Source organism: bacterium (genome assembly GCA_030685015.1).
In the GTDB taxonomy this organism is placed as follows: domain Bacteria; phylum CAIWAD01; class CAIWAD01; order CAIWAD01; family CAIWAD01; genus CAIWAD01.
On record JAUXWS010000027.1, the window covers coordinates 13,368 to 32,024 of the forward strand.

The following is an 18,657-nucleotide window of genomic DNA, read 5'->3' on the forward strand; positions in this document are numbered from 1 at the left end:
CCTCCTACTGGATCTTGCCCATCAGGGGACTGGGAAAGAGCTTCTCCATCTCCCCTGTGCTTGGATTCTTGATGCTGCGGCAGGCGTCCAGCAAGCTGACCAGCACCTGAAACTGCAGGTCGTTGGGCGCGCTGATCATCACGTTCTCCGCATCATCGTAGCCATAGGCCTCCACCATGCGGGGACTGCCGTCCGCGTTGAAGACCGGCTTGCCGAGGGCGTCCTCCTCCTGCACCTTGCCGGTGATGGAGGGCACGACGATCTCCCGCCGGATGCGGGTCAGCTCCGCGCCCAGGCCCGCCAGATCCAGCCGGCCGTCGGACAGGCGCGGCAGATAACGGTAGCGGCCGGGCTCGGCGCTTTGGCTGGTGGCGCCCATGATCGAGACCGCGCTTCCCCCCTCGTCCACCGACACCACCAGGGAAAGCCGCGACAGGGGCTTGTCCTGCTCCTCGGACATGCCGGATCCGCCCCCGGCGGCGGCGGGCGGCAGGCGGGTCTCCAGGAGCCCCAACTTGACGAACTCCGCGGTCGCCAGAAGGAGGGGAATCAGCACCACCACCAGGTTCATGATCGGCGTGATGTTCAGTTCCTCGTCCTGGCCCACGAACTTCCGTCGCCGGGTAGGTTTGAAGGCCACTTACTTGCTCCGCGTGATCAGATGGATCAACTTGACTGAGTACTCGTCGATGTCCGCCAGGATCGAGTTGGTGCGATTGTTGATGATGCTGTAGGCCAGCATCGCCGGCACCGCCACGATCAGGCCGCTCAAGGTGGTAAGCATGGCTGTCGAGATGCCCGCCGCCAGGGCCTGGGAGGCTCCGGCGCCGCCACCGGCCAGGGCGGCGAAGGACTGGATGAGGCCGAAAATGGTGCCCATCAAGCCCACCAGGGTGGAGACGTTGGCGAAGGTCTGCAGCCAGGCGGTCCGCTTGGTGAGCTTGGGGATGATCTCGAGGGCGGCCTCGTCCACGGCGTTCTGGATGTTGCGGTAGTCGACGATCTCACGGTCCACCGCTTCCTTCAGGGCGCGGGCGTAGATGTAGGCCAGGGCCTTCTCCGACATGCTGTCCGCCAGCTTCCACGCCTTCGACACGTCCCCCGCGCTGACCATTTTGAAGATGTCCTGGGAGAAGCGGGCGGCGTCGATGTTGGATTTGAAGTTCACCGTGATCAGGCGCTCAACGAAGACCACCAGCGCCAACAGACCGATGAGCCAGATCAACCAGAAGAAGCTGGCGCCCGGATCGGTGGAAGCCGTGGCATTGAGCAGCTGCACAAAGGGGTTCATGAAGTCCTCCGCTATCCCTTTTAGCCCAACAGTTTCGAAAGCAGGTGCCGGATGGCCTCCAACTGCCCGCGCAGCTTGTTCGAGGCGCAAACCGGATTGGTGTAGACGCAAATGTTGGCCCGGCAGTAATCCAGGCGTTCATTGCAGCCCACGTTGTATTGATAGGTCGAGGTGGGCAGCATGCGCGCCGTGACCTCGTCCCGCTGGAAGGTGATGCCCCGTTCCTTGGACAGGCGATGCAGGAAGTCCCAGAGGAAAACCTGGGCTTCCAGAACCTCGCGCGGTTTGAGCTTCTTCAGCTCCGCCGTGAACCGTTCCCCGTCGTGGCAGCACTCGATGAGGCGCTCCCCGATCTCGCGGATGTTGGACGACAACTGCTTCGACTTCTCACTTGCCACTCTCATCCTCCGTGGCTGCCTTGTCTTGATCGGCGGATGCCGGACTCCCCTTTAGCGGCCAGGCGGTCTGCGGCAGGATGCGCGTCCTGGCCAGCAGACTCTCCCGGTCCCGCAGGCGCTCCCCGCGGACGAGGGCGCGATCCAGGCCGACCAGCCGCGGGTCGGGCGTGCGCAACTGGTCGAAGAAGGACTTCTCCAAGCGGAAGCCGGAGATTTCCGGCTGCAGGCGCGAGGAGATGATCGCCACCGACGGCTCCCGCACCTGGCCCTGGATGTTGACCTCATCCAGCATGAGGATGCCCTCCTCCTGGGCCGCCGCCCGCCCGGCCAGCAGAAGCAGCAGGGCGGCCGCGGGAAGGCTAATCGATCCGGTTCTTGACATGGATCCGGCTCACCTTGCGCTGGAAGTCCAGCTTGCGCTGCCCCTCCAGCTCCCGTTGAATCTGCGCCTCCAGCATCTCCGGCGTCAAACGCGCGATCTGGCGGACATGCAGTTCCAGAACGAAGCCGCCGCCCAGACCGTCGCGGTCCCGCACCTCCACCGCCAGCAGGTTGCTGCCGCTGCGAAGGAACTCGCCCAGCTCGTAGCTCATCAGGCCCGTGGGCGCCGCCTGGCCGTTCGGATCCCCGCCCACCTGCTCGTCAATGTACTCGCCGTTGAAGAAGATGGCGAATCCATCATCGGCGGCCAGCTGCAAGTTGGCCCCCACCGGCGTGCCCGCCAACTCGAAGGCGTGGCGGAAGTAGAGGGTGTCCGCCACGGCGACCACCGTGGCCTGGCTAGGCAGCGCCAGGCGCACCACGCTGTCCAGGCTGTCCACCAGCAGGGCGCCCTTCGCCAGCAGCCCGGACAAGGCCTCGGTGCTGTCGGCGGGCACGCTCAGGGTGTCCGGCGGCAGGGTGCGGCCCGGAGCCGGATTCCAGAGCGCCGCCGCCCCGGGCAGGAGACCCTGCAGGGCCGGCCGCCCGACGACCTGGGCGTCCATCCAGCCGCTCTCCTCGTGATCGGGCCGCTCGAAGCCCTCCACATAGCCGCGCCGCACGCGCCAACTCGCGCCGCTGCGGACGACCAGACCCTCCTCGCTCAAACCGAAGCGGTCGCCGAAGGCGGCGGGGTCCATCTCGGCCAGGGCCATGAGCAGGCGCCGGGCGGGGACGCTGCCGGCCCGGGTGCGCGAGACGGCGGGCTCGACCTGGACCAGCACCTCCCGCGCCGTCTGGACCAGGAAGTAGGAGGCGTCGTCCAGGGTGGTGTGGGCGTCCCGGTGGACGTAGCTGGCCGATTGCTCGAAGCGGCGCCAGTAGTCCTCCTTGCGCACGGTGAGGCCGTCCCGCCGGCGCTTCGTCTCAACGGACCAGGCCAAGGCGTGGGCGGCCAGGGTGTCGCTCAGCTCGCCGCCCAGGGAGGAGGGCAGGCCGCTCTCGATCAAATGCTGGATGATGCGCTCCGTGAGCAGCAGGCTGCTCAGCGCGTAGCCCTGGCAGAAGTCGGCCATGTCCAGCACATCGCTCCCGTAGTCCTCTTCGGTCAAGCCGGCCGGGTCGACATAGTTCTCGCCGCGGTCCACCGTGGCCAGGAAGCGGTCCACCAGGAGGTCGAACTCCGCCGCCGCCTCCCGGCGGAAGGCCAGTCCCGCCTGCGGCACCTTGTGGACGAGCAGGCGCAAACGCTGCTCGACGCGGGGCAGCCAAAGACGGTCAAGCCCCACCTGTCCGATGATCTCGAGCCCCTCCCGGTAGGCATCCAGGCTGCCCTGCAGGGCGACCATCACTGTGCCGCCCAGGATGTTCTTGTCCGTGTCGGCCAGACGCAGGAAGGCGTCGTCGCGATACTGGGACCTGAGGGCGAGGGCGTGGTCCACCCGCTGCTCGAAGATGGCGAGGGAGGCGAGGATGAGTTCGGGCACCCGCTCCCGGCTGCGGCTGGTCCAGATCGTGCTTTCGGTCAGGGAGCTGTCCAGCAGGTCGGCGGCGCGCAGGATCGCCAGACGCTGGGAGAGGCTGTCCTCCGACAGGCCGCCACTGTCGGGCGCGGCGGCCAGCCAGGCCTCCAGGTTCTCGCGCCGGCGGCCCAGATCCCGCTGCTGGCGGCGGAGGGACTCGATGGCCGCGTCCAGCTCCTGGGTTGTGCCGATGTAACTGCGCGCCGCGACACGAGCCAGCTCGTGGGAGGCGTCCTGGATCGTCACCTCGCTGCGCAGCCGCTCCTCCGGCGTCAGCCAGGAGGCCCGCTCCTGCTCGCGGTAGGCCCGGGCGAACTCCTCATGGGTGGCCGCGATCATGTAGCGGGCGTAGAAGACGTCGCCCGTCCCCATCTGCACCAGTTCGCTCAGGTCGGCCAGCAATCCATCGCGCGCCGCCTTCTTGTCGGCCAGATCCTGCTCGAAGCGAAGCTCGGGTTGATGCAGGGCCAGACGCTGGTAATCCTCGAAGCGCCAGCCCACCAGTTTGCGCAGGGCGCGCGAGGCGTAGAGCGGATTGCCCGCCCCGCCCCGCCGCAGCAGCTGGCGGTTTCGCTCCACCGCCTCGCGGTACTCGGCGCGGGCGGCCGGCTCGTCCCGTTGGCGCTGCAGGTACTCGGCCCGCTCGACATAGGCCTGCACAGTGCGCGGGTCGTCCGGATAACGGGCGGCGAAGTCGGCGTAGATCGTGTTGGCGGCCGTCACGTTGTCCAGCTTGAGCCAGAGACCGGCGTTCTCGAAGAGCACGGCCGAGGCGTCCTCGGCCTCCGGATAGCGCTCCACGTAAATGGCGTTCATGCGGATGGTGCTGGCCCAGTCCTCGCTTCGATTGTAGCACCAGGCGGCATTGCTGATGGCCGAGCGGGCGTAGGGCGAGTCCGGGTACTCCATGGCCAGCCGCTCGAAGGTGCGGGCGGCGCGGGCCTGGTCCTTCAGCTCGTTGAGGCAGAGGAAGGCGCCCAGGGAGAGGGCCTGGTCGGCGTAGGCGGACTGCGGATGATGGTCGGCCAGGTAGAGGTAGGTCTCGGTGGCCGACGCATGGTCCTGGGCCAGGCTGAACTCGTTGCCCGCATCCATCAGGGCGGCGTCGGCGAAGGGGGAGTCCGGCACGTCCAGGGCCATGCGCCGGAACTCCTCGGCGGCGCGCCGGTGGTCCTCGGCCTTGCGCAGGCCGTCGGCGAAGCTGTAGACGGACTCGGCCTGGCGCTGACGGGCGCGGGCCAGGGCATCGGCCGGCAGGTCCATCCCCTGGATCTCGCGGGCGATGGCCTCCGCCTCCTGGAAGCGCCCCAGGGCGAAGAGACTCTCCAGCTTGAGCTGATAGGCCTCGCCCACTTCGGGCGCCTGGGGCCAGGCGGCGATCAGGCTGTCGAACAGGGCCGTGGCCGCCGCGAAATCGTAATGCGAGTAGTGGAGCTTGCCCTCGAGCAGGCGGTAGCCGGGAGCGCGCTCGTCTTCCGGGAAGAGGTCCACGAAGTTGGCCAGGGCCTCCTTCTTCTTCTCCTCCATGGGTGTCAAGGGCACCAGCACCATGGCGCCCACCGAATCCGGCAGGGCCGGAGCCGGCCCGCCCCGGGCCTCCGTGTCCACCAGGATCTGGGAGAGGGCGATGGCGTTGTAGGCGGCGTCGCGCCGGTCGCGCTTGGGATAGCCGCGGCTGATGGCCAGATACTCGTCATAGGCCGTGCCGTGGTCCTGCAGCTCGGCCTCCAGTGTCTTGGCCAGGTTCCAGTGGATCAGGTAGGCCGAGCTGTCGTCGGGAAAGGACTGCAGGTAGCGGCGGCTCTGCAGCATGTACTCGTCGAAGTCGGCGCGGTGGCGCGTGGCATAGGCATGGTCCAGGGCGATGCCCACGTTCTCCTCGAGGTGCCGCTCGAGCAGCTCCTCGACCCGCGCCCACGTCTCCGCGTCCGAGCGCCAGGGACCTTCCCCCGCGTAGCGCTCATAGAGCTCGTTCTTCTCCTGGTAGGCGAGCTGGGCGTCGGCCAGGGCACCGGGCGCGTAGCACTGGATGATCTTTTCCTGGATGAAAGGCGCCTCCGGCCGGTCCGCATAGAGGGAGAGCAGGCTGTCGTAGGCCGCCACGGCGCGCGGGAAGTCCTGCGTCTCCTCGCGGAAGAGGTCGCCGTAGCGCTCCATCAGGCGCAGGCCCACCCCGGCGCGCAGCTCTCCGTCGTCCGCCACCAGCCGGGTAAGGCCGCCCACCGTCGCCTGGTCCCAGTCGGGATCGGCGTAATTGACGGCGATGTAGGCGATGGATTCGTCCAGCAGGTCGGCCCCCAGGCCCTCCTCCACGTCCTGCTTGCGCACGGCGAACTTGGCCGCCTCGACGAAGTAGGACACGCTCGTCTCGTGTTCCTGCAGGCGGTAGTGGCACCAACCCAGCTTGTAGAGGGCCTTCTCCCGCGCCGGATAATCGTGGTAGTCGAGAATCATGGCGTAGGAGTCGATGGCCTGGCGGATGGCCTCCTCGCCGTCCTGGCGGAACCAGTATTCCCCCAGCCGCATCCAGGCCTCGGGCGCATAGGCGGAAGCGGGAAAGTCCCGCACCAAGTGCTCATAGAGGCGCCGGGACTCCTCCACCTCCACCGGATTGGTCGAGTTCTCCCGGATGTAGGCCACGTTGTACAAGGCGTCGTCCATGAAGTCCGAGTAGGGGAACTCATCGATCACGCGCTGGTACTTCTGCACGGCGTCGGTGAAATCCTTGACCGGTTCGAAGCCGGTGGGCAGCCCCCGCTCCGCCCGCGCCAGCAGGCTGTCCTGGGCGGCGAAATAATGCTCCTCGGAACGCGAGTAGTAGAGTTCGGCGAGCTGCAGGCAGAGCTTGGCCACCACGTCGCGCTGGCTGAAGCGCTGCAGGTTGCGGTCCCGCCGATAGGTGGCGAGGAAGCGCTCGCCCTTGTCGAGCACCGTGTCCCGCACTTGGGCCCTGCGTTTGAGCAGGCTCTCCCGCTCGGCCTCGTACTCGCGCTGGAGGGTGCGCAGCTGACTCTCGTCCAGATCGAAAAGACGGGCCTCCTCGATGCTGCGCAGCAGGTGGATGAGGCGCAGCTTGAGCTTGGAGATCTCAATGTTGATCTCCCCCTGCCTGGGGCCGCTGCGGGAGGCGTCCAGGGCCACCAGCTCACGGTACTGGGCCAGCACCAGGTTGCCCTCGTCGATCCAGGCGCGGGCCCGATCCCCCACCGCCAATTGGGAGACGCGCCCCCAGCGGGCCAGCACGGCCTCCTCGATGCGGACCTTGTCGGAAGTGGCGGCCGGCTGGGCCAGGACGCCGGACACCAGCAGCGTCAGCAGGGCCAGCGCCAGCAGCAGGAGCTTCCTCATGGGCGACCTCCGCCGCCGTTGGCCGCTCCCGCGCCACCCTCGAGCAGGCCGCCGATGCTTTCCAGGTAGCCGTCCAACTCGCGCAGGCGGTCCTCGATGCGGCGCAACTCCTCGAACTCGATGTCGCCGATGGCCAGGCGTGAAAAAGCCAGCTCACTCCAGCGGGGCAGGTTGCTCATGACCGGACGTCGCGGCAGGCGGGCGGCGTGGCTGCGCAGGCCCTCCACCCCGGCCTCCATCCGCAGGTAGCGCTCGCGGTAAAGGGTCTGCAGGGGATCGCTCTCCAGGCCGCGGGGCTGCAGCTCGGCCAGGCGCCCGTCCAGGCGGTTCAGCTCGATGCGCGAACTGACGGCCAGGGTGTCCAGCATGGCATTGGCGCTGGCCAGGGTCCGCTCATGGATCATGAGGGGCTGGCGCTGGATCTCCATCAAGCCGGAGAAGCGGATGCGGCTCATGAGGCGCCGCACGTCCCGTTGGAGGAGGGCCATCTCCTGGCGGGCGGCCGGGGCGGCCTCCTGGTAATCGCTCTTCAGCAGGGTGCCCAGGCGGCGCGCCAATTGGGCGATCTGCCGCCGCTCGTCGATGTACTCGCGCATGGACTCGTTGGCTGTCTGCAACTCGGTGTACTTGACGCGGTTCATGAGGACGCGGCTCTGGCCGCGCAGCCGCAGGTACTCGTCGAAGTGGTCGGTGCGGCCCTCGCCGAAGACGCTGGTCTCCATCTCCACCAGTCGACGCAGCAGGTGCAGCATCTGCCGCCGCTCAAGGGCCAGCTCGCGCAGGCTCTCGCCCCGCTCGGCCTCGTCCATCACCTGGCTGTACCAGCGGCGCGACTCCTCGCTGTTCAGCTCCTCGGCGGCGTATCCGGCCAGGGTCATGGCCTCGTAGCGGTAGGAGGAGGAGGGATAATGGGTCACCAGCTCGCGGGAAAGGGAGAGGGCCCGCTCGTGGTCTGAGAGGCTGAGGCCGCTCCAGGCCTTCCCGAGCAACGCTTCCGGGTAGCGCTCGCCGCCCTTGGCCACCGCCTCGAACATGCGGGCCGCCTCCTGGAACTGGCCGGCCTCGAAATAGAGATAGCCCAGCTTGATGCGGGCATCCTCGCGGATGGCGGGGTTGGCCGGATCCTCGCGCCGCTGGCGGCGGGACATGGCGGCCAGGTCCTCGAAGAGGGCGATGGCGTCGGTCTGGCGGTTCTCCAGGATCAGGCAGAGGCCCGTCAGGTGGCGGGCGCGGATCTTGACCGGATCCCCGGCCGGCACCTGCTCGAGCAGGCGCAGGGCGTCGCGGAAACGCTGCGCCAGGAAGTACTCGCGACCACACAGGTAGGAGACCTCGCCCGGGGCGGCGGCCAGGTCGCGGCTGAACTCGTCGCACTCGGCCACGGCCGTGGCGTGCTGGCCGAAGAGGGCGCGCAGGGCGACAAGATGCCGGAAGGCCTGGGGTCGGAAGGCGCTTTCCGGCTGCGTGCGCAGCAGGACCAGGTAGTGCTCCACCGCCGTGTCCCAGGCGCCGTCCGCCAGGGCGGCCTCGGCGCGATAGAAGCGCACGTCGTCCAGGTTGACATAGGGATAGAGGTCCAGGATCTCCTGCAGCAGCGCTCCAGCCAGGCCGTGCTGCCCTGCGGCATAGGCGGCCACGGCGCGCTTCAGGTCCCGCCGGAACATGTCCTGCAGCGCATCGGGCGCCGCCGTGGAGGCCAGGCGGCGGCGGATGTCCCCCGAGGCGGCCAGCTTGACGGCAAGCACCTCCTGTTGGCGCTTCATCCAATAGTCCAGCCGTTCCGCCACATGGGCAGCGCCGTCCGGAGCCTTGACCGGCGTGATCAGGGCCGGCACGTCATCTGACAGCAGCGGCTCAAGGGCCAGGTTGCCCAGGATCCCGCTGCGTCCGCCCTCCTCGATGATGCCCTCCAGCCGGAAGGTGAGCACCTGCTCCTGGAGGATGAGCCGGCGCGTCAGGGAGCGCACCTGGTCGCGCAGCCAGGCTTCGCGGGCTTGATCGAAGGTGACGGGAGCGGGGTCGATGGCTTCCGCGGCCATGCACCAGAGCGGCGAGAAGGCCAGGAGGATCAGTACTCTTGGGAGCATGCACTTCCGGAACCGGCTTCGCCTTCGATTCACCTGCTACCCTGTTCGAGTTGCCAATGGTGTGGGAAGTCTCTGTCTGGCCCGGCCACGAGTGCGGTCGGTATGCCGTGCGCGAAGAAAGTAGGAATCACCTGCTCTCAAGTCAATTCGGAAGCCCGGTTGGGGCGCTTGTCGGCCCCTCCCTGGCCGGATGGGACTGTCGCCCCCGGCCCCTCATTGAACAAGGGCGGCATCGGGGACGGGGGAGCGGCCCAATCCACTGCGGCCCGGGGATCCTGCGGCCGGCTGTTGCCCCAGACCGCGCCGCCCATCCGCTCAGGACCGGGAGTTCAGCAGGGAGAGGCGGTTGATCGCCCGCAGCAGGGCGGCCCGTGCCCGGTCCTTGTCCATCCCTCCCTGGGCATCCTCCAGGCGGGCGAGGGCCCGCAGGCGGGCCGCCTCGGCCCGGGCGGCATCCACCCGCTCGGGCAGCTCGGCGCTTTCCGCCAGCACCAGCAGGCGCCCATCCTGCACCTGGGCATAACCGCCGGAGATGGCCAGGCGGATCTTGCCGCCCTGGGCCTCCTCCACTTCGGCCAGGCCTGTGCCCAGGGCGGCCATCAGGTTGGCGTGCCCGGCCAGCACGCCGAAGGCGCCCGTCTCGCCCGGCAGCCGGACATGCCGGGCCTCGCGGCTGAGCACCACTCCGCCCGCCGGCGTCACGATCTCCACATGGAAGGTGGGGGCACTCATGCCTGCAGCTTCCGGGCTTTCTCGAAGGCCTCGTCCAGGGTGCCCACGTAGGCGAAGGCCTGCTCGGGCAGATGGTCCGCCTCGCCGGCCAGGAGGCGCTTGAAGCTGGAGACGGACTCGCTCAGCTTGACATAGCGCCCCTGCATGCCGGTGAACTGCTCGGCGACGTGGAAGGGCTGGGAGAGGAAGCGCTGGACGCGGCGGGCGCGGCCCACGATCGTCTTGTCCTCCTCGGACAGCTCGTCCATGCCCAGGATGGCGATGATATCCTGCAGGTCCTTGTAGCGCTGCAGGATCTTCTGCACCCCCACCGCCACGGCGTAGTGCTCGGCCCCGACAATGTGCGGGTCGAGGATGCGGCTGGTGGAGTCCAGCGGGTCCACCGCCGGATAGATGCCCAGCTCGGTGATCTTGCGGCTGAGCACGGTGGTGGCGTCCAGGTGGGTGAAGGTGGTGGCCGGGGCCGGGTCGGTCAGGTCGTCGGCCGGCACGTAGATGGCCTGCACCGAGGTGATGGAGCCCCTGCGCGTGGAGGTGATGCGCTCCTGGAGGGCGCCCATCTCGGTGGCGAGGGTGGGCTGGTAGCCCACGGCGCTGGGCATGCGCCCCAGCAGGGCCGACACCTCGGAGCCGGCCTGGGTGAAGCGGAAGATGTTGTCCACGAAGAGGAGCACGTCCTTGCCCTCCTCGTCGCGGAAATACTCGGCGATGGCCAGGCCCGACAGGGCGACGCGGGCGCGGGCGCCCGGCGGCTCGTTCATCTGGCCGAAGACGAGGGCGATCTGGCTGTCGGCCAGCTTGGAGTGGTCCACGCGGCCCAGGTCCCACTCCCCCGTCTTGACGAAATGGTCGTGGAAGTCCTGGCCGTAGCTGATCACGCCGGACTCCAGCATCTCGCGCAGCAGGTCGTTGCCCTCGCGGGTGCGCTCGCCCACCCCGGCGAAGACGGAGAGGCCGCTGTGCTCCTTGGCGATGTTGTTGATCAGCTCCATGATGAGCACGGTCTTGCCCACGCCGGCGCCGCCGAAGAGGCCAATCTTGCCGCCCTTGGCATAAGGCTCCAGCAGGTCCACCACCTTGATGCCGGTCTCCAGCACCTCGCTCGAGGGGCTGAGCTCCTCGAAGGCGGGGGCCGGCCGGTGGATGGGGTTGGTGCGGGAACGGTCGATGGGGCCGACATCGTCGATGGGGTTGCCGATCACGTTGAGCAGGCGGCCGCGGGTGGCCGCGCCCACCGGCATGCTGATGGGCAGCCCGGTGTCCACCACCTCCATGCCGCGCATGAGGCCCTCGGTGGCGTCCATGGCCACGGTGCGCACCTTCTTCTCCCCCAGGTGCTGCTGCACCTCGAGCACCAGGTCGTCCTGACCTTCGCGGGGCACGCGCAGCGCATGGTAGATGGAGGGCAGCTCGCCCTCGGGAAAGATGACGTCCAGCACGGCGCCATTGATCTGCAGAATGCTTCCCTTGCTCATGGTTCTTCCTTGCTTGGCGCGCTACTGGATGGCCGCGGCGCCGCCCACAATTTCCGCGATCTCCTGCGTGATGGCCGCCTGGCGCGTCCGGTTGTACTGCAGGGTCAGATCGGCGATCATCTCGCTTGCGTTCTCCGTGGCGCTTTCCATCGCCGTCATCCGCGCCCCCTGCTCGGCGGCGTGGGAATCCAGCAGCACGCGCCAGACGATGCGGTCGACATACATGGGCAGCAGCCGGTCCAGCACCGCCCGGGGGCTGGGCTCGAAGATGGCCTCGGCGGGCGGGGCGCCGCCGCCCTCCTCCAACACCACCGGCAGCAGCTGGTCCGTGTGCAGGATCTGTTGGATGGCGCTCTTGAACTCGTTGAAGACGAGCACGACGCGATCCACCTTGCCCTCGCTGAAGAGGGCGGTGATCTCCTGCCCGATGGAGCTGGCGTGGGTGAAGGCGAGACGGTTGAAGACGCCCGTCCAGCGCCCCACGATGGGGGTGGGCCGGTTGCGGAAGAAATCCACGCCCTTCTTGCCCACCAGGTAGAGCACGCTCCGCTGGTCGGCCGGCGCCGCGGCCAGCAGCTGCTGCGCCCGCTTGATCACCGCCGCGTTGAAGCTGCCGCACAGGCCGCGGTCGGCCGTCACCACCAAGTAGCAGACCACCGGCCGCTCCGTGCGGCGGCGGTCCAGCAGGGGATGGAGGCCGGCCTCCTGGCTGCCGGCCAGCCCGGCGAGGGCCTCCTGCAGGCGCAGGGCATAGGGGCGGGCCAGGATGATCGCCTCCTGGGCCCGGCGCAGCTTGGCCGCGGAGACCATCTTCATGGCCTTGGTGATCTGCTGCGTGGAGGCCACGCTGCTGATCCGCCGCTTGATCTGCTTCAGGTTGGCCATGCTCAGCCCGCGAAGTTGGTGACGAAGCCGCGCCCCGTCGTCATGATCAGCTCGCGCAGCTCGTCGGGCAGCTCCCCGCTGGCCGCCAGCCGCTCGTACTCGGCGGGATGGGCCGTGCGGAAATGCTCGACGAACTGGTCGGCGCAGCTCCGGACGAGACCCAGGTCCAGGGTGTCGAGCAGGCCGTTGACGCCCAGGATGAGCTGCAGCACTTGGTCCTGCACGGGCATGGGCACGTACTGGTCCTGCTTGAGCAGCTCGACCAGCCGGCTGCCCCGGGTCAACTGGGCCTGGGTCGTCTTGTCCAGGTCGCTGCCGAACTGGGCGAAGGCGGCCAGCTCGCGGTAGGTGGCCAGGTCCAGGCGCAGGGTGCCGGCCACCTTCTTCATGGCCTTGGTCTGGGCGTTGCCGCCTACCCGGCTGACGCTGATGCCCACGTTGATGGCGGGCCGCACGCCGCTGTAGAAGAGGTCGCTCTCGAGGAAGATCTGGCCGTCCGTGATGGAGATGACGTTGGTCGGAATGTAGGCCGAGACGTCGCCGGCCTGGGTCTCGATCACGGGCAGGGCGGTCAGGCTGCCCCCCGGTTTGCGGATACCCGCCTTCTCCATCTCCGGGTTCATCTGGTCGGCGATGCGCGCGGCACGCTCCAGCAGGCGGCTGTGCAGGTAGAAAACGTCGCCCGGGTAGGCCTCGCGGCCGGGTGGGCGGCGCAGCAGGAGCGAGAGCTGGCGGTAGGCCCAGGCGTGCTTGGTCAGGTCGTCGTAGACGGCCAGGGCGTGCTCGCCGTTGTCGCGGAAGTACTCGCCGATGGCCGCCCCGGCGTAGGGCGCCAGGAACTGGAGGGGCGCAGCGTCCACCGCGGTGGAGGCCACCACGATGGTGTGCTCCATCGCCCCGTGATCCTGCAGGGTCTTGACCACCTTGGCGATGGTCGAGCCCTTCTGGCCGATGGCGACGTAGATGCAGAAGACGCCCTTGCCCTTCTGGTTGATGATCGTGTCCACCGCCACGGCCGTCTTGCCCGTCTGGCGGTCGCCGATGATCAACTCGCGCTGGCCGCGGCCGATGGGAATCATCGAGTCGACGGCCTTGAGCCCCGTCTGCAGCGGTTCCTTGACGGGGCGGCGCGTCACCACGCCGGTCGCCTTGCGCTCCACCAGGCAGGTCTCGTCCGTCTCGATCGGACCCTTGCCGTCGATGGGCTGGCCCAGCGGATTCACCACGCGGCCCAGCAAGGCCCGGCCGACGGGAATGCGGACGACCTGGCCCGTGCGGCGCACCACGTCGCCTTCGCGGATGGTCGTCTCCCCGCCAAAGAGGACGACACCGACGTTGTCCTCCTCCAGGTTCATGGCCATGCCGAAGACTTCGCCGGGGAAGGCCACCAGCTCGCCGGCCATGACCTTGTCCAGGCCATGGACGCGAGCGATGCCGTCGCCCACCATGATCACCTCCCCGATTTCCTCCAGGCGGGCGCCGCCGCTGAAGTCGGCGATCTGCCGGCGGATGATCGAGGTGATCTCTTCGGGTCGTATCTGCATCAAGACTCCTTCATGCAATCATGCATCTCAACGATTCGGCGCCGCAGGGCGCGGCCTTCCTGCCGGTGGGCCTCAGCCGGCCAACAAGTGGCGGCGCAGGCGGTCCAGCCTCGTGCGCAGGGACAGGTCCAGCAACTGGTTGCCCACCCGCGCCACGAAGCCGCCCAGCAGCTCGGGATCCTGCACCTGCCGCAGGCGCAGCTCGGTTCCGGTCAGACGGGCCATCGTCCCGCGGATGCGCTCCCCCAGCTCCTCCGACAGCGGGGCCGCCGTGCGCAGTTCCCCCACCGCCCGGCCCGCCGCCGCGTCCTCCAGGTCGCGCAGGACCTGGACCATCTCCGCCAGGGCGCCGGCACGACCCTTGCGGATCACCAGGCTCAACCAGGAAAGGAAGAGCGGGCTGGTGCCGGCAAAGATCTCGGCGACAATGGCCAAGCGCGTGGCCAGCGGCACCTTGGGCGAAAGGAGCAGGGGCTGCAGGTCGGTGCGCAGGGCCTCGGCCAGGGCATCCGCCTCCGCCCGTACGCGCTCGCCCGTGCCCGCCTCGCGGGCGGCCTCGAAGAGGGCCCGCCCATAGCTGCGGGCGACGGCGCCCCGGCTCACAGGGTCCTCCAGGCGGCATGGCGGGTGATCGGCGTGGCCGCCATGTGGTCCGGCCGGCTCATGAGGCCTGCTCCGCCTGGCGCAGTGCGTCCTGGATGATCGCCTCGTGGTCCGCCCGCTTGAGGCCGCGGCGCATCACCTGCTCGGCGGCGGCCAAGCTGAGCCCGACCAACTCGCCCTGCAGGCTCTGGCGGACCTTGATCGCCTCGCGGGCGATCTCCTCGCTGGCCCGTTCGCGCAGCTTCTGCGCCTCGGCCCGCGCCAGCTCGGCCTGTTCCGCCTCGTAGCGCTGGGCCCGTTCGCGGCTTTCGCCCAGGAGGGCCTGCGCCTCGCGCCGGGCCTCGCCCAGGGCTTGCTCATGGCTCTGGCGGGCCTGTTCGGCCGCCTGGCGGTCGAAGCGGGCGCGCTCGATGTCGTCCCGGATGCCCTGCTCGCGGGCCTCCAGGGCACCCAGGATGGGCTTCCAGGCAAACTTGCGCAGGATGAGGAGCAGGATCAGGAAGGTGATGATCGTGTAGAGGACCGAACCCGGATCCAGCGAAAAAATGTTGTTCAGACTCATCCGCCCGGCCTCCCTGCCGATTGACGCTCCGCGTCGACCACTACTTCAGGACTGCCAACAGGCACACCACCGTGCCGAACAGGGCGACACCCTCGATCAAAGCCGCGGATATGATCATCGCTGTCTGGATTTTGGCGGTCGCCTCGGGCTGGCGGGCAATGCCGTCCATGGCGCTGCCGCCGATACGGCCAATGCCCAGGCCCGCGCCCAGCGCGACCAGTCCCGCCCCGATGCCGGCGCCGATCAGTCCAATGTTTTCCATGGATCGCTCCCTGATTGATTTGGTTCGAGATGTCTTTCAGTGCTGGTGAATGAAGGCCCCGGTGAAGATCGCCGTCAGCATGGTGAAGATGAAGGCCTGCAAGAAGGCGACGAAGAGCTCCAGCAGGCCGATGGCCACGGCGACGGGCACGTTGGTCAAGGCCAGCACGGGCACAACGATCAGCCCCATGAAGGCCGCGATCACGGCATGCCCGGCCATCATGTTGGCGAAAAGCCGCACGCAGAGGGCGAAAGGCTTGGTGAACAAGCCAAGGAACTCGATGGGCAAGAGGATGGGGGCCACGAAGACGGGCACGCCGTGGGGCATCAGGCCTTTGAAGTGGCCCCACACGCCGTGGGCGCGCATGCCAGCCACCTGCATCATGGCGAAGGCGCAGAGGGCCAGCCCCGCCGTCACCGAGAGGTTGCCGGTGGCACTGCTGCCAAAGGGCACCAGACCTAGCAGATTCATGGTGAGGATGAAGAAGAAGACGGTGAGAAAGAAGGGCAGGTAGCGGCGCCCCTCCTCGCCCGTGTTGGGCAGGACGACCTGATCGCGGATGAAGAGGATGAATACCTCGATGAGATTGCCCGCGCCCCTGGGCGAGGCGCTGCCGGCGGTGCGGCGCGCCCTGGCCATCAGCACCAGCAATAGCAGAACAGCCACGCCCATGAAGACCAGGTGCTTCGAGAGCATCAAGTAGGCGCGGCCATCTTCCGCCTTCACCATCCAGTTGATCAGCGGGTTGCCCTCGCGCGTGGCTTGGTAGAGTCCGTTGAAGAACGGCAGGGGAATGCGCACGCGGTCCATGTGGAAGGCCACCAGCGGCAGCTCGATGTGGCCCGAGTCGGTCAGGTGGTGTTCCATCACCCCCTTGACGATCGAGCCCACATCACCCGCCGGGGCGCCGTGGCCGTCGTCATGTCCTGCCCCGCCATGCCCTGCCTCGGGGGGTGCGGCCTCGCCCTGCGCCTCGTCATTGGGGGCGATCCCGTGGCCGGCTTCCGCGGGTGGATCGGCAGTCACGATCGACGGCTTCTCATCATGCTGCGGGGCCGCCGGAGCGGCGCCGGCCGGGCCGGCCGCCAGCAGCCAGATCAGGCCCAGGCTGCAGATCAAGGGTAGCAAGCGCCTCATGCGGATGGTCCGGCCCTCTATTTTTCGTGCACGTGCTTCGTCGTCGTCTCGGCGCGACCTTCCCCGTCCAGCCGCTTCAGGCGCCAGGCGAGCAAAGCCGCCTGGGTGATCAGCAGCGCCACCACGCAGAAGGCGAGGCTGACCGCGTAGGGCTGGGCGAAGTCCTTGCCCGCCCTGGCATGCACGACCAGGATGAGCGCGGTCAGGGCCGCCAGCTTGCCCAGGAAAACTCCCGTCGCCCGGGCCAGTAGCGGCAGCAGGCCGCGTCCCAGGGCCGGCCAGATGACGGCCAGGCCGGCCAGGCTGAGGGCGATGCCGCTGGTCAGGCCGGCCACCACCGGGTTCATTTCGGCTCCCGGTTGATCAGATCCCGCAGCTTGAAGAAGGACCACGTGGCCCCCAGTGCCAACCCCAGCGCTGTGCCGGTCAGAGTCAACCAGGGAGTCCAGCCCCAGCGCTGGTCCAGCTTCCAGCCGCCCCAGACCGCCAAAGCCAGCAAGAGGGCAAAGCGCAGGCCCACGTCACCCAGTTCGCCGGCCTGTCGCCAGCCGGATTCCTCGCCGGTGGCCATGGCGGTGCTAGTGCCCGGCGGGCTTGCGGCCGAAGAGGCCGGCCCGCTCCGGCTCCGCCGCCTCCCCGGCGGGCGCCCCCGCATCCGGCGCCGGCGTCAAGCCCGCGGCCCGGCCGCCCATCTTGCACATGCCCTCGAACTGGGCGCCGTCCTCGATCACCAGGCGGGTGGTGACCAGATCACCGTCCAGCCGGCTCTTGCCCTTCAACTCGACCTTGTCCCGCGCGTTGACGGCCCCCTTGATGTGTCCCGCCGTGATGACATGGGCAGCCGTGATGTTGCCTTCCACCGAACCCGTGTCGCCCACCTCGATGGTCGACTCGGAGCGGACCTCGCCCACCAGGCGGCCGTCGATCTTGACCGAATCCTTGGATGTGATCTTGCCTTCGAAAGTGGCGTCCTTGGACAGGACCGTCTGGGCGCTTCCGCTGTTCATGGATTCCTGCTCTCCTTATTCCTTCCAATCCGTCATAAGAGTCACCCCATCCAGGGGAACGCCATCCCGCTGGGTCGAGAAATGCAGGTGGCTGCCGCGTCCCAGACCGCCGCGGGCCACCCGGCCGATCAGCTGCCCGCGCGCCACCCGCTCGCCGATCTCCGGGAAGGCCATGGACATGTGGCCGTAGCCGGTGGTCAATCCCTGGCCATGGTCGATGAGGACCAGGAAGCCAAGGCGCTGGGTGCGGTCCCGGAACACCACATGGCCGGCCGCCGCGGCGTAGACCAGTTCGCCGGGCCCCGTGGCGATGTCAATGCCGGCGTGGTCGATCTGCTGGGGCCACCCCCCTCTTTCGTAGAGGCGGCTGATGCGGCCCGACACCGGCGGCGACAGGGGTAGCGCATAGGACGCTGCCACCGGTTCCTCGAACGCGATGGCGACGCGCCCGGCGTCCTGCCCCAGTTCCACCCCGGGAACCGGACCCAGGTGCTGGTTCAGTTTGCTCGACAAATCCTGCAATGCGGCCAGGTCACGGCGCAGGGATCCCACCGTCAGCAGCTGCTGCCGCAGAAGCTGGTTCTCCCGCTGCAGGTTCCATTCCCGCATGCTGCGAACGAGCAGGAAGCCGTAATGCGCCAAGACCACCGCGGCCAGCAGGATGATGACAGGTCGCCAACTCTTCATCGCAAGGCCCGGTGTTTCACAGACTGTCCATTAAATCAAAATGGGCGTGGAGAGTCAATGCGAAGAATGGCTCTCCTGTGCCTTCATGCGGGCGCCGGACGAATTTGGCAGGCCATCCGGCCCGCAGCTGTCCACTCTCCGGGACAGCGGTTGTGGGCGGGACATGAATTCCACGTCATGTCTTGTGCCCCATGGCGGATTGCACTAAGCTGGAGTCGCGTTTCAAGCCTCCTGATGCCCCAGTATTTTACTTGCCCAAATTCTAGGAGCTATCTTTTTGACTGTCATAAGTATTACTGACCGACTTTCCCCGAAAACGGTTTTGGTCGCCGTTTCGTCGCCTTGAACTCAAACGCCCCGTTGCGTGGGCAACAGGGCGTAAACGAAAGTAAGGTAAGACGGCCATTTACGGTGGATGGCTCAGGCGCCCGAACAGGCGCCGGATCCGCTCCACGTAGGTGCGGGTCTCCTCCGCGTGCCTTCCGGTGACCCGGTGCAGCTCGGCGGCCACGGGCGCCCAGTGGTTGGGATTCATGCCGGCCGCCACCAGGCCCTGGGCTTTCAGGATGTGGCCCGGACCAGCGTTGTAGCTGGCCAGGGTGAAGGCGATTCTCTCCTCCAGCGGCCGCGGGGCCTTCCAGATGACCCACATGCGCGCGTCGTAGTAGATCCCGGCCTGGATGTTGTCCTTCACCA

19 protein-coding genes are annotated in these 18,657 nt (G+C 68.0%); all 19 read right to left on the reverse strand.

Going from position 1 to position 18,657, the window contains the following annotated elements; genetic code table 11:
* Positions 1-4: 4 nt before the first annotated feature.
* Entirely contained in the window at positions 5-640 is a 636-nt protein-coding gene (locus Q8O14_02990; GenBank protein ID MDP2359706.1) for a biopolymer transporter ExbD, read from the reverse strand.
* Positions 641-1,291: a MotA/TolQ/ExbB proton channel family protein gene (locus tag Q8O14_02995; protein ID MDP2359707.1), complete on the reverse strand. Its 651-nt coding sequence runs from the start codon at positions 1,289-1,291 to the stop codon at positions 641-643. It abuts the gene before it with no gap.
* Between the two features lie 20 nt (positions 1,292-1,311).
* A complete protein-coding gene (locus Q8O14_03000) occupies positions 1,312-1,689 on the reverse strand; it encodes a hypothetical protein (protein MDP2359708.1) in 378 nt (125 codons plus the stop codon).
* A complete protein-coding gene (locus tag Q8O14_03005; GenBank protein ID MDP2359709.1) occupies positions 1,679-2,071 on the reverse strand; it encodes a hypothetical protein in 393 nt (130 codons plus the stop codon). The genes Q8O14_03000 and Q8O14_03005 overlap by 11 nt, the downstream gene beginning before the upstream one ends.
* Positions 2,049-6,980: a tetratricopeptide repeat protein gene (locus Q8O14_03010; GenBank protein MDP2359710.1), complete on the reverse strand. Its 4,932-nt coding sequence runs from the start codon at positions 6,978-6,980 to the stop codon at positions 2,049-2,051. The genes Q8O14_03005 and Q8O14_03010 overlap by 23 nt, the downstream gene beginning before the upstream one ends.
* Entirely contained in the window at positions 6,977-9,067 is a 2,091-nt protein-coding gene (locus Q8O14_03015) for a tetratricopeptide repeat protein (GenBank protein MDP2359711.1), read from the reverse strand. Before Q8O14_03015 ends, Q8O14_03010 begins: the two co-directional genes overlap by 4 nt.
* Positions 9,068-9,382: 315 nt before the next feature.
* Positions 9,383-9,799: an ATP synthase F1 subunit epsilon gene (atpC, locus tag Q8O14_03020; GenBank protein ID MDP2359712.1), complete on the reverse strand. Its 417-nt coding sequence runs from the start codon at positions 9,797-9,799 to the stop codon at positions 9,383-9,385.
* Complete coding sequence (gene atpD / locus Q8O14_03025; protein MDP2359713.1) at positions 9,796-11,274, reverse strand: F0F1 ATP synthase subunit beta; 1,479 nt, start codon at positions 11,272-11,274, stop codon at positions 9,796-9,798. Before atpD ends, atpC begins: the two co-directional genes overlap by 4 nt.
* A gap of 21 nt (positions 11,275-11,295) precedes the next feature.
* Positions 11,296-12,159 carry an ATP synthase F1 subunit gamma gene (atpG, locus tag Q8O14_03030; GenBank protein MDP2359714.1) on the reverse strand — a complete coding sequence of 288 codons (864 nt, stop codon included), beginning with the start codon at positions 12,157-12,159 and terminating at the stop codon, positions 11,296-11,298.
* 2 nt (positions 12,160-12,161) lie between these two features.
* Positions 12,162-13,703, reverse strand: a complete 1,542-nt coding sequence (atpA, locus tag Q8O14_03035) for a F0F1 ATP synthase subunit alpha (GenBank protein ID MDP2359715.1) — start codon at positions 13,701-13,703, stop codon at positions 12,162-12,164.
* 72 nt (positions 13,704-13,775) lie between these two features.
* The gene (gene atpH / locus Q8O14_03040; protein ID MDP2359716.1) at positions 13,776-14,306 is read right to left on the reverse strand and encodes an ATP synthase F1 subunit delta; all 531 of its coding nucleotides are present in this window, start codon (positions 14,304-14,306) and stop codon (positions 13,776-13,778) included.
* A 58-nt stretch (positions 14,307-14,364) separates the two neighbouring features.
* Entirely contained in the window at positions 14,365-14,868 is a 504-nt protein-coding gene (gene atpF, locus Q8O14_03045; protein ID MDP2359717.1) for a F0F1 ATP synthase subunit B, read from the reverse strand.
* A gap of 40 nt (positions 14,869-14,908) precedes the next feature.
* Positions 14,909-15,130 (reverse strand): ATP synthase F0 subunit C, encoded by a 222-nt coding sequence (atpE, locus tag Q8O14_03050; GenBank protein MDP2359718.1) that lies wholly within the window; start codon positions 15,128-15,130, stop codon positions 14,909-14,911.
* A gap of 36 nt (positions 15,131-15,166) precedes the next feature.
* Positions 15,167-16,267, reverse strand: a complete 1,101-nt coding sequence (gene atpB, locus Q8O14_03055) for a F0F1 ATP synthase subunit A (protein MDP2359719.1) — start codon at positions 16,265-16,267, stop codon at positions 15,167-15,169.
* Positions 16,268-16,284: 17 nt separating this feature from the next.
* Entirely contained in the window at positions 16,285-16,614 is a 330-nt protein-coding gene (locus tag Q8O14_03060; GenBank protein MDP2359720.1) for a hypothetical protein, read from the reverse strand.
* Entirely contained in the window at positions 16,611-16,838 is a 228-nt protein-coding gene (locus Q8O14_03065; protein MDP2359721.1) for an AtpZ/AtpI family protein, read from the reverse strand. The genes Q8O14_03060 and Q8O14_03065 overlap by 4 nt, the downstream gene beginning before the upstream one ends.
* Before the next feature lie 7 nt (positions 16,839-16,845).
* Positions 16,846-17,274 (reverse strand): polymer-forming cytoskeletal protein, encoded by a 429-nt coding sequence (locus tag Q8O14_03070; GenBank protein MDP2359722.1) that lies wholly within the window; start codon positions 17,272-17,274, stop codon positions 16,846-16,848.
* 15 nt (positions 17,275-17,289) lie between these two features.
* Positions 17,290-17,961 carry a M23 family metallopeptidase gene (locus Q8O14_03075; protein ID MDP2359723.1) on the reverse strand — a complete coding sequence of 224 codons (672 nt, stop codon included), beginning with the start codon at positions 17,959-17,961 and terminating at the stop codon, positions 17,290-17,292.
* A 406-nt stretch (positions 17,962-18,367) separates the two neighbouring features.
* On the reverse strand, positions 18,368-18,657 hold a 290-nt coding region (locus Q8O14_03080), incomplete at its 5' end, for a transglycosylase (protein MDP2359724.1).

Coding starts and splice junctions, on each gene's coding strand:
- Q8O14_03070 (MDP2359722.1), bottom strand. CDS start 17,274: ATGAACAGCGGAAGCGCCCAGACGGTCCTGTCCAAGGACGCCACTTTC.
- atpG (MDP2359714.1), bottom strand. CDS start 12,159: ATGGCCAACCTGAAGCAGATCAAGCGGCGGATCAGCAGCGTGGCCTCC.
- atpF (MDP2359717.1), bottom strand. CDS start 14,868: ATGAGTCTGAACAACATTTTTTCGCTGGATCCGGGTTCGGTCCTCTAC.
- atpE (MDP2359718.1), bottom strand. CDS start 15,130: ATGGAAAACATTGGACTGATCGGCGCCGGCATCGGGGCGGGACTGGTC.
- Q8O14_03005 (MDP2359709.1), bottom strand. CDS start 2,071: ATGTCAAGAACCGGATCGATTAGCCTTCCCGCGGCCGCCCTGCTGCTT.
- atpD (MDP2359713.1), bottom strand. CDS start 11,274: ATGAGCAAGGGAAGCATTCTGCAGATCAATGGCGCCGTGCTGGACGTC.
- Q8O14_03065 (MDP2359721.1), bottom strand. CDS start 16,838: ATGGCCACCGGCGAGGAATCCGGCTGGCGACAGGCCGGCGAACTGGGT.
- atpB (MDP2359719.1), bottom strand. CDS start 16,267: ATGAGGCGCTTGCTACCCTTGATCTGCAGCCTGGGCCTGATCTGGCTG.
- Q8O14_02995 (MDP2359707.1), bottom strand. CDS start 1,291: ATGAACCCCTTTGTGCAGCTGCTCAATGCCACGGCTTCCACCGATCCG.
- Q8O14_03010 (MDP2359710.1), bottom strand. CDS start 6,980: ATGAGGAAGCTCCTGCTGCTGGCGCTGGCCCTGCTGACGCTGCTGGTG.
- atpC (MDP2359712.1), bottom strand. CDS start 9,799: ATGAGTGCCCCCACCTTCCATGTGGAGATCGTGACGCCGGCGGGCGGA.
- Q8O14_03015 (MDP2359711.1), bottom strand. CDS start 9,067: ATGCTCCCAAGAGTACTGATCCTCCTGGCCTTCTCGCCGCTCTGGTGC.
- atpA (MDP2359715.1), bottom strand. CDS start 13,703: ATGCAGATACGACCCGAAGAGATCACCTCGATCATCCGCCGGCAGATC.
- Q8O14_03060 (MDP2359720.1), bottom strand. CDS start 16,614: ATGAACCCGGTGGTGGCCGGCCTGACCAGCGGCATCGCCCTCAGCCTG.
- Q8O14_03075 (MDP2359723.1), bottom strand. CDS start 17,961: ATGAAGAGTTGGCGACCTGTCATCATCCTGCTGGCCGCGGTGGTCTTG.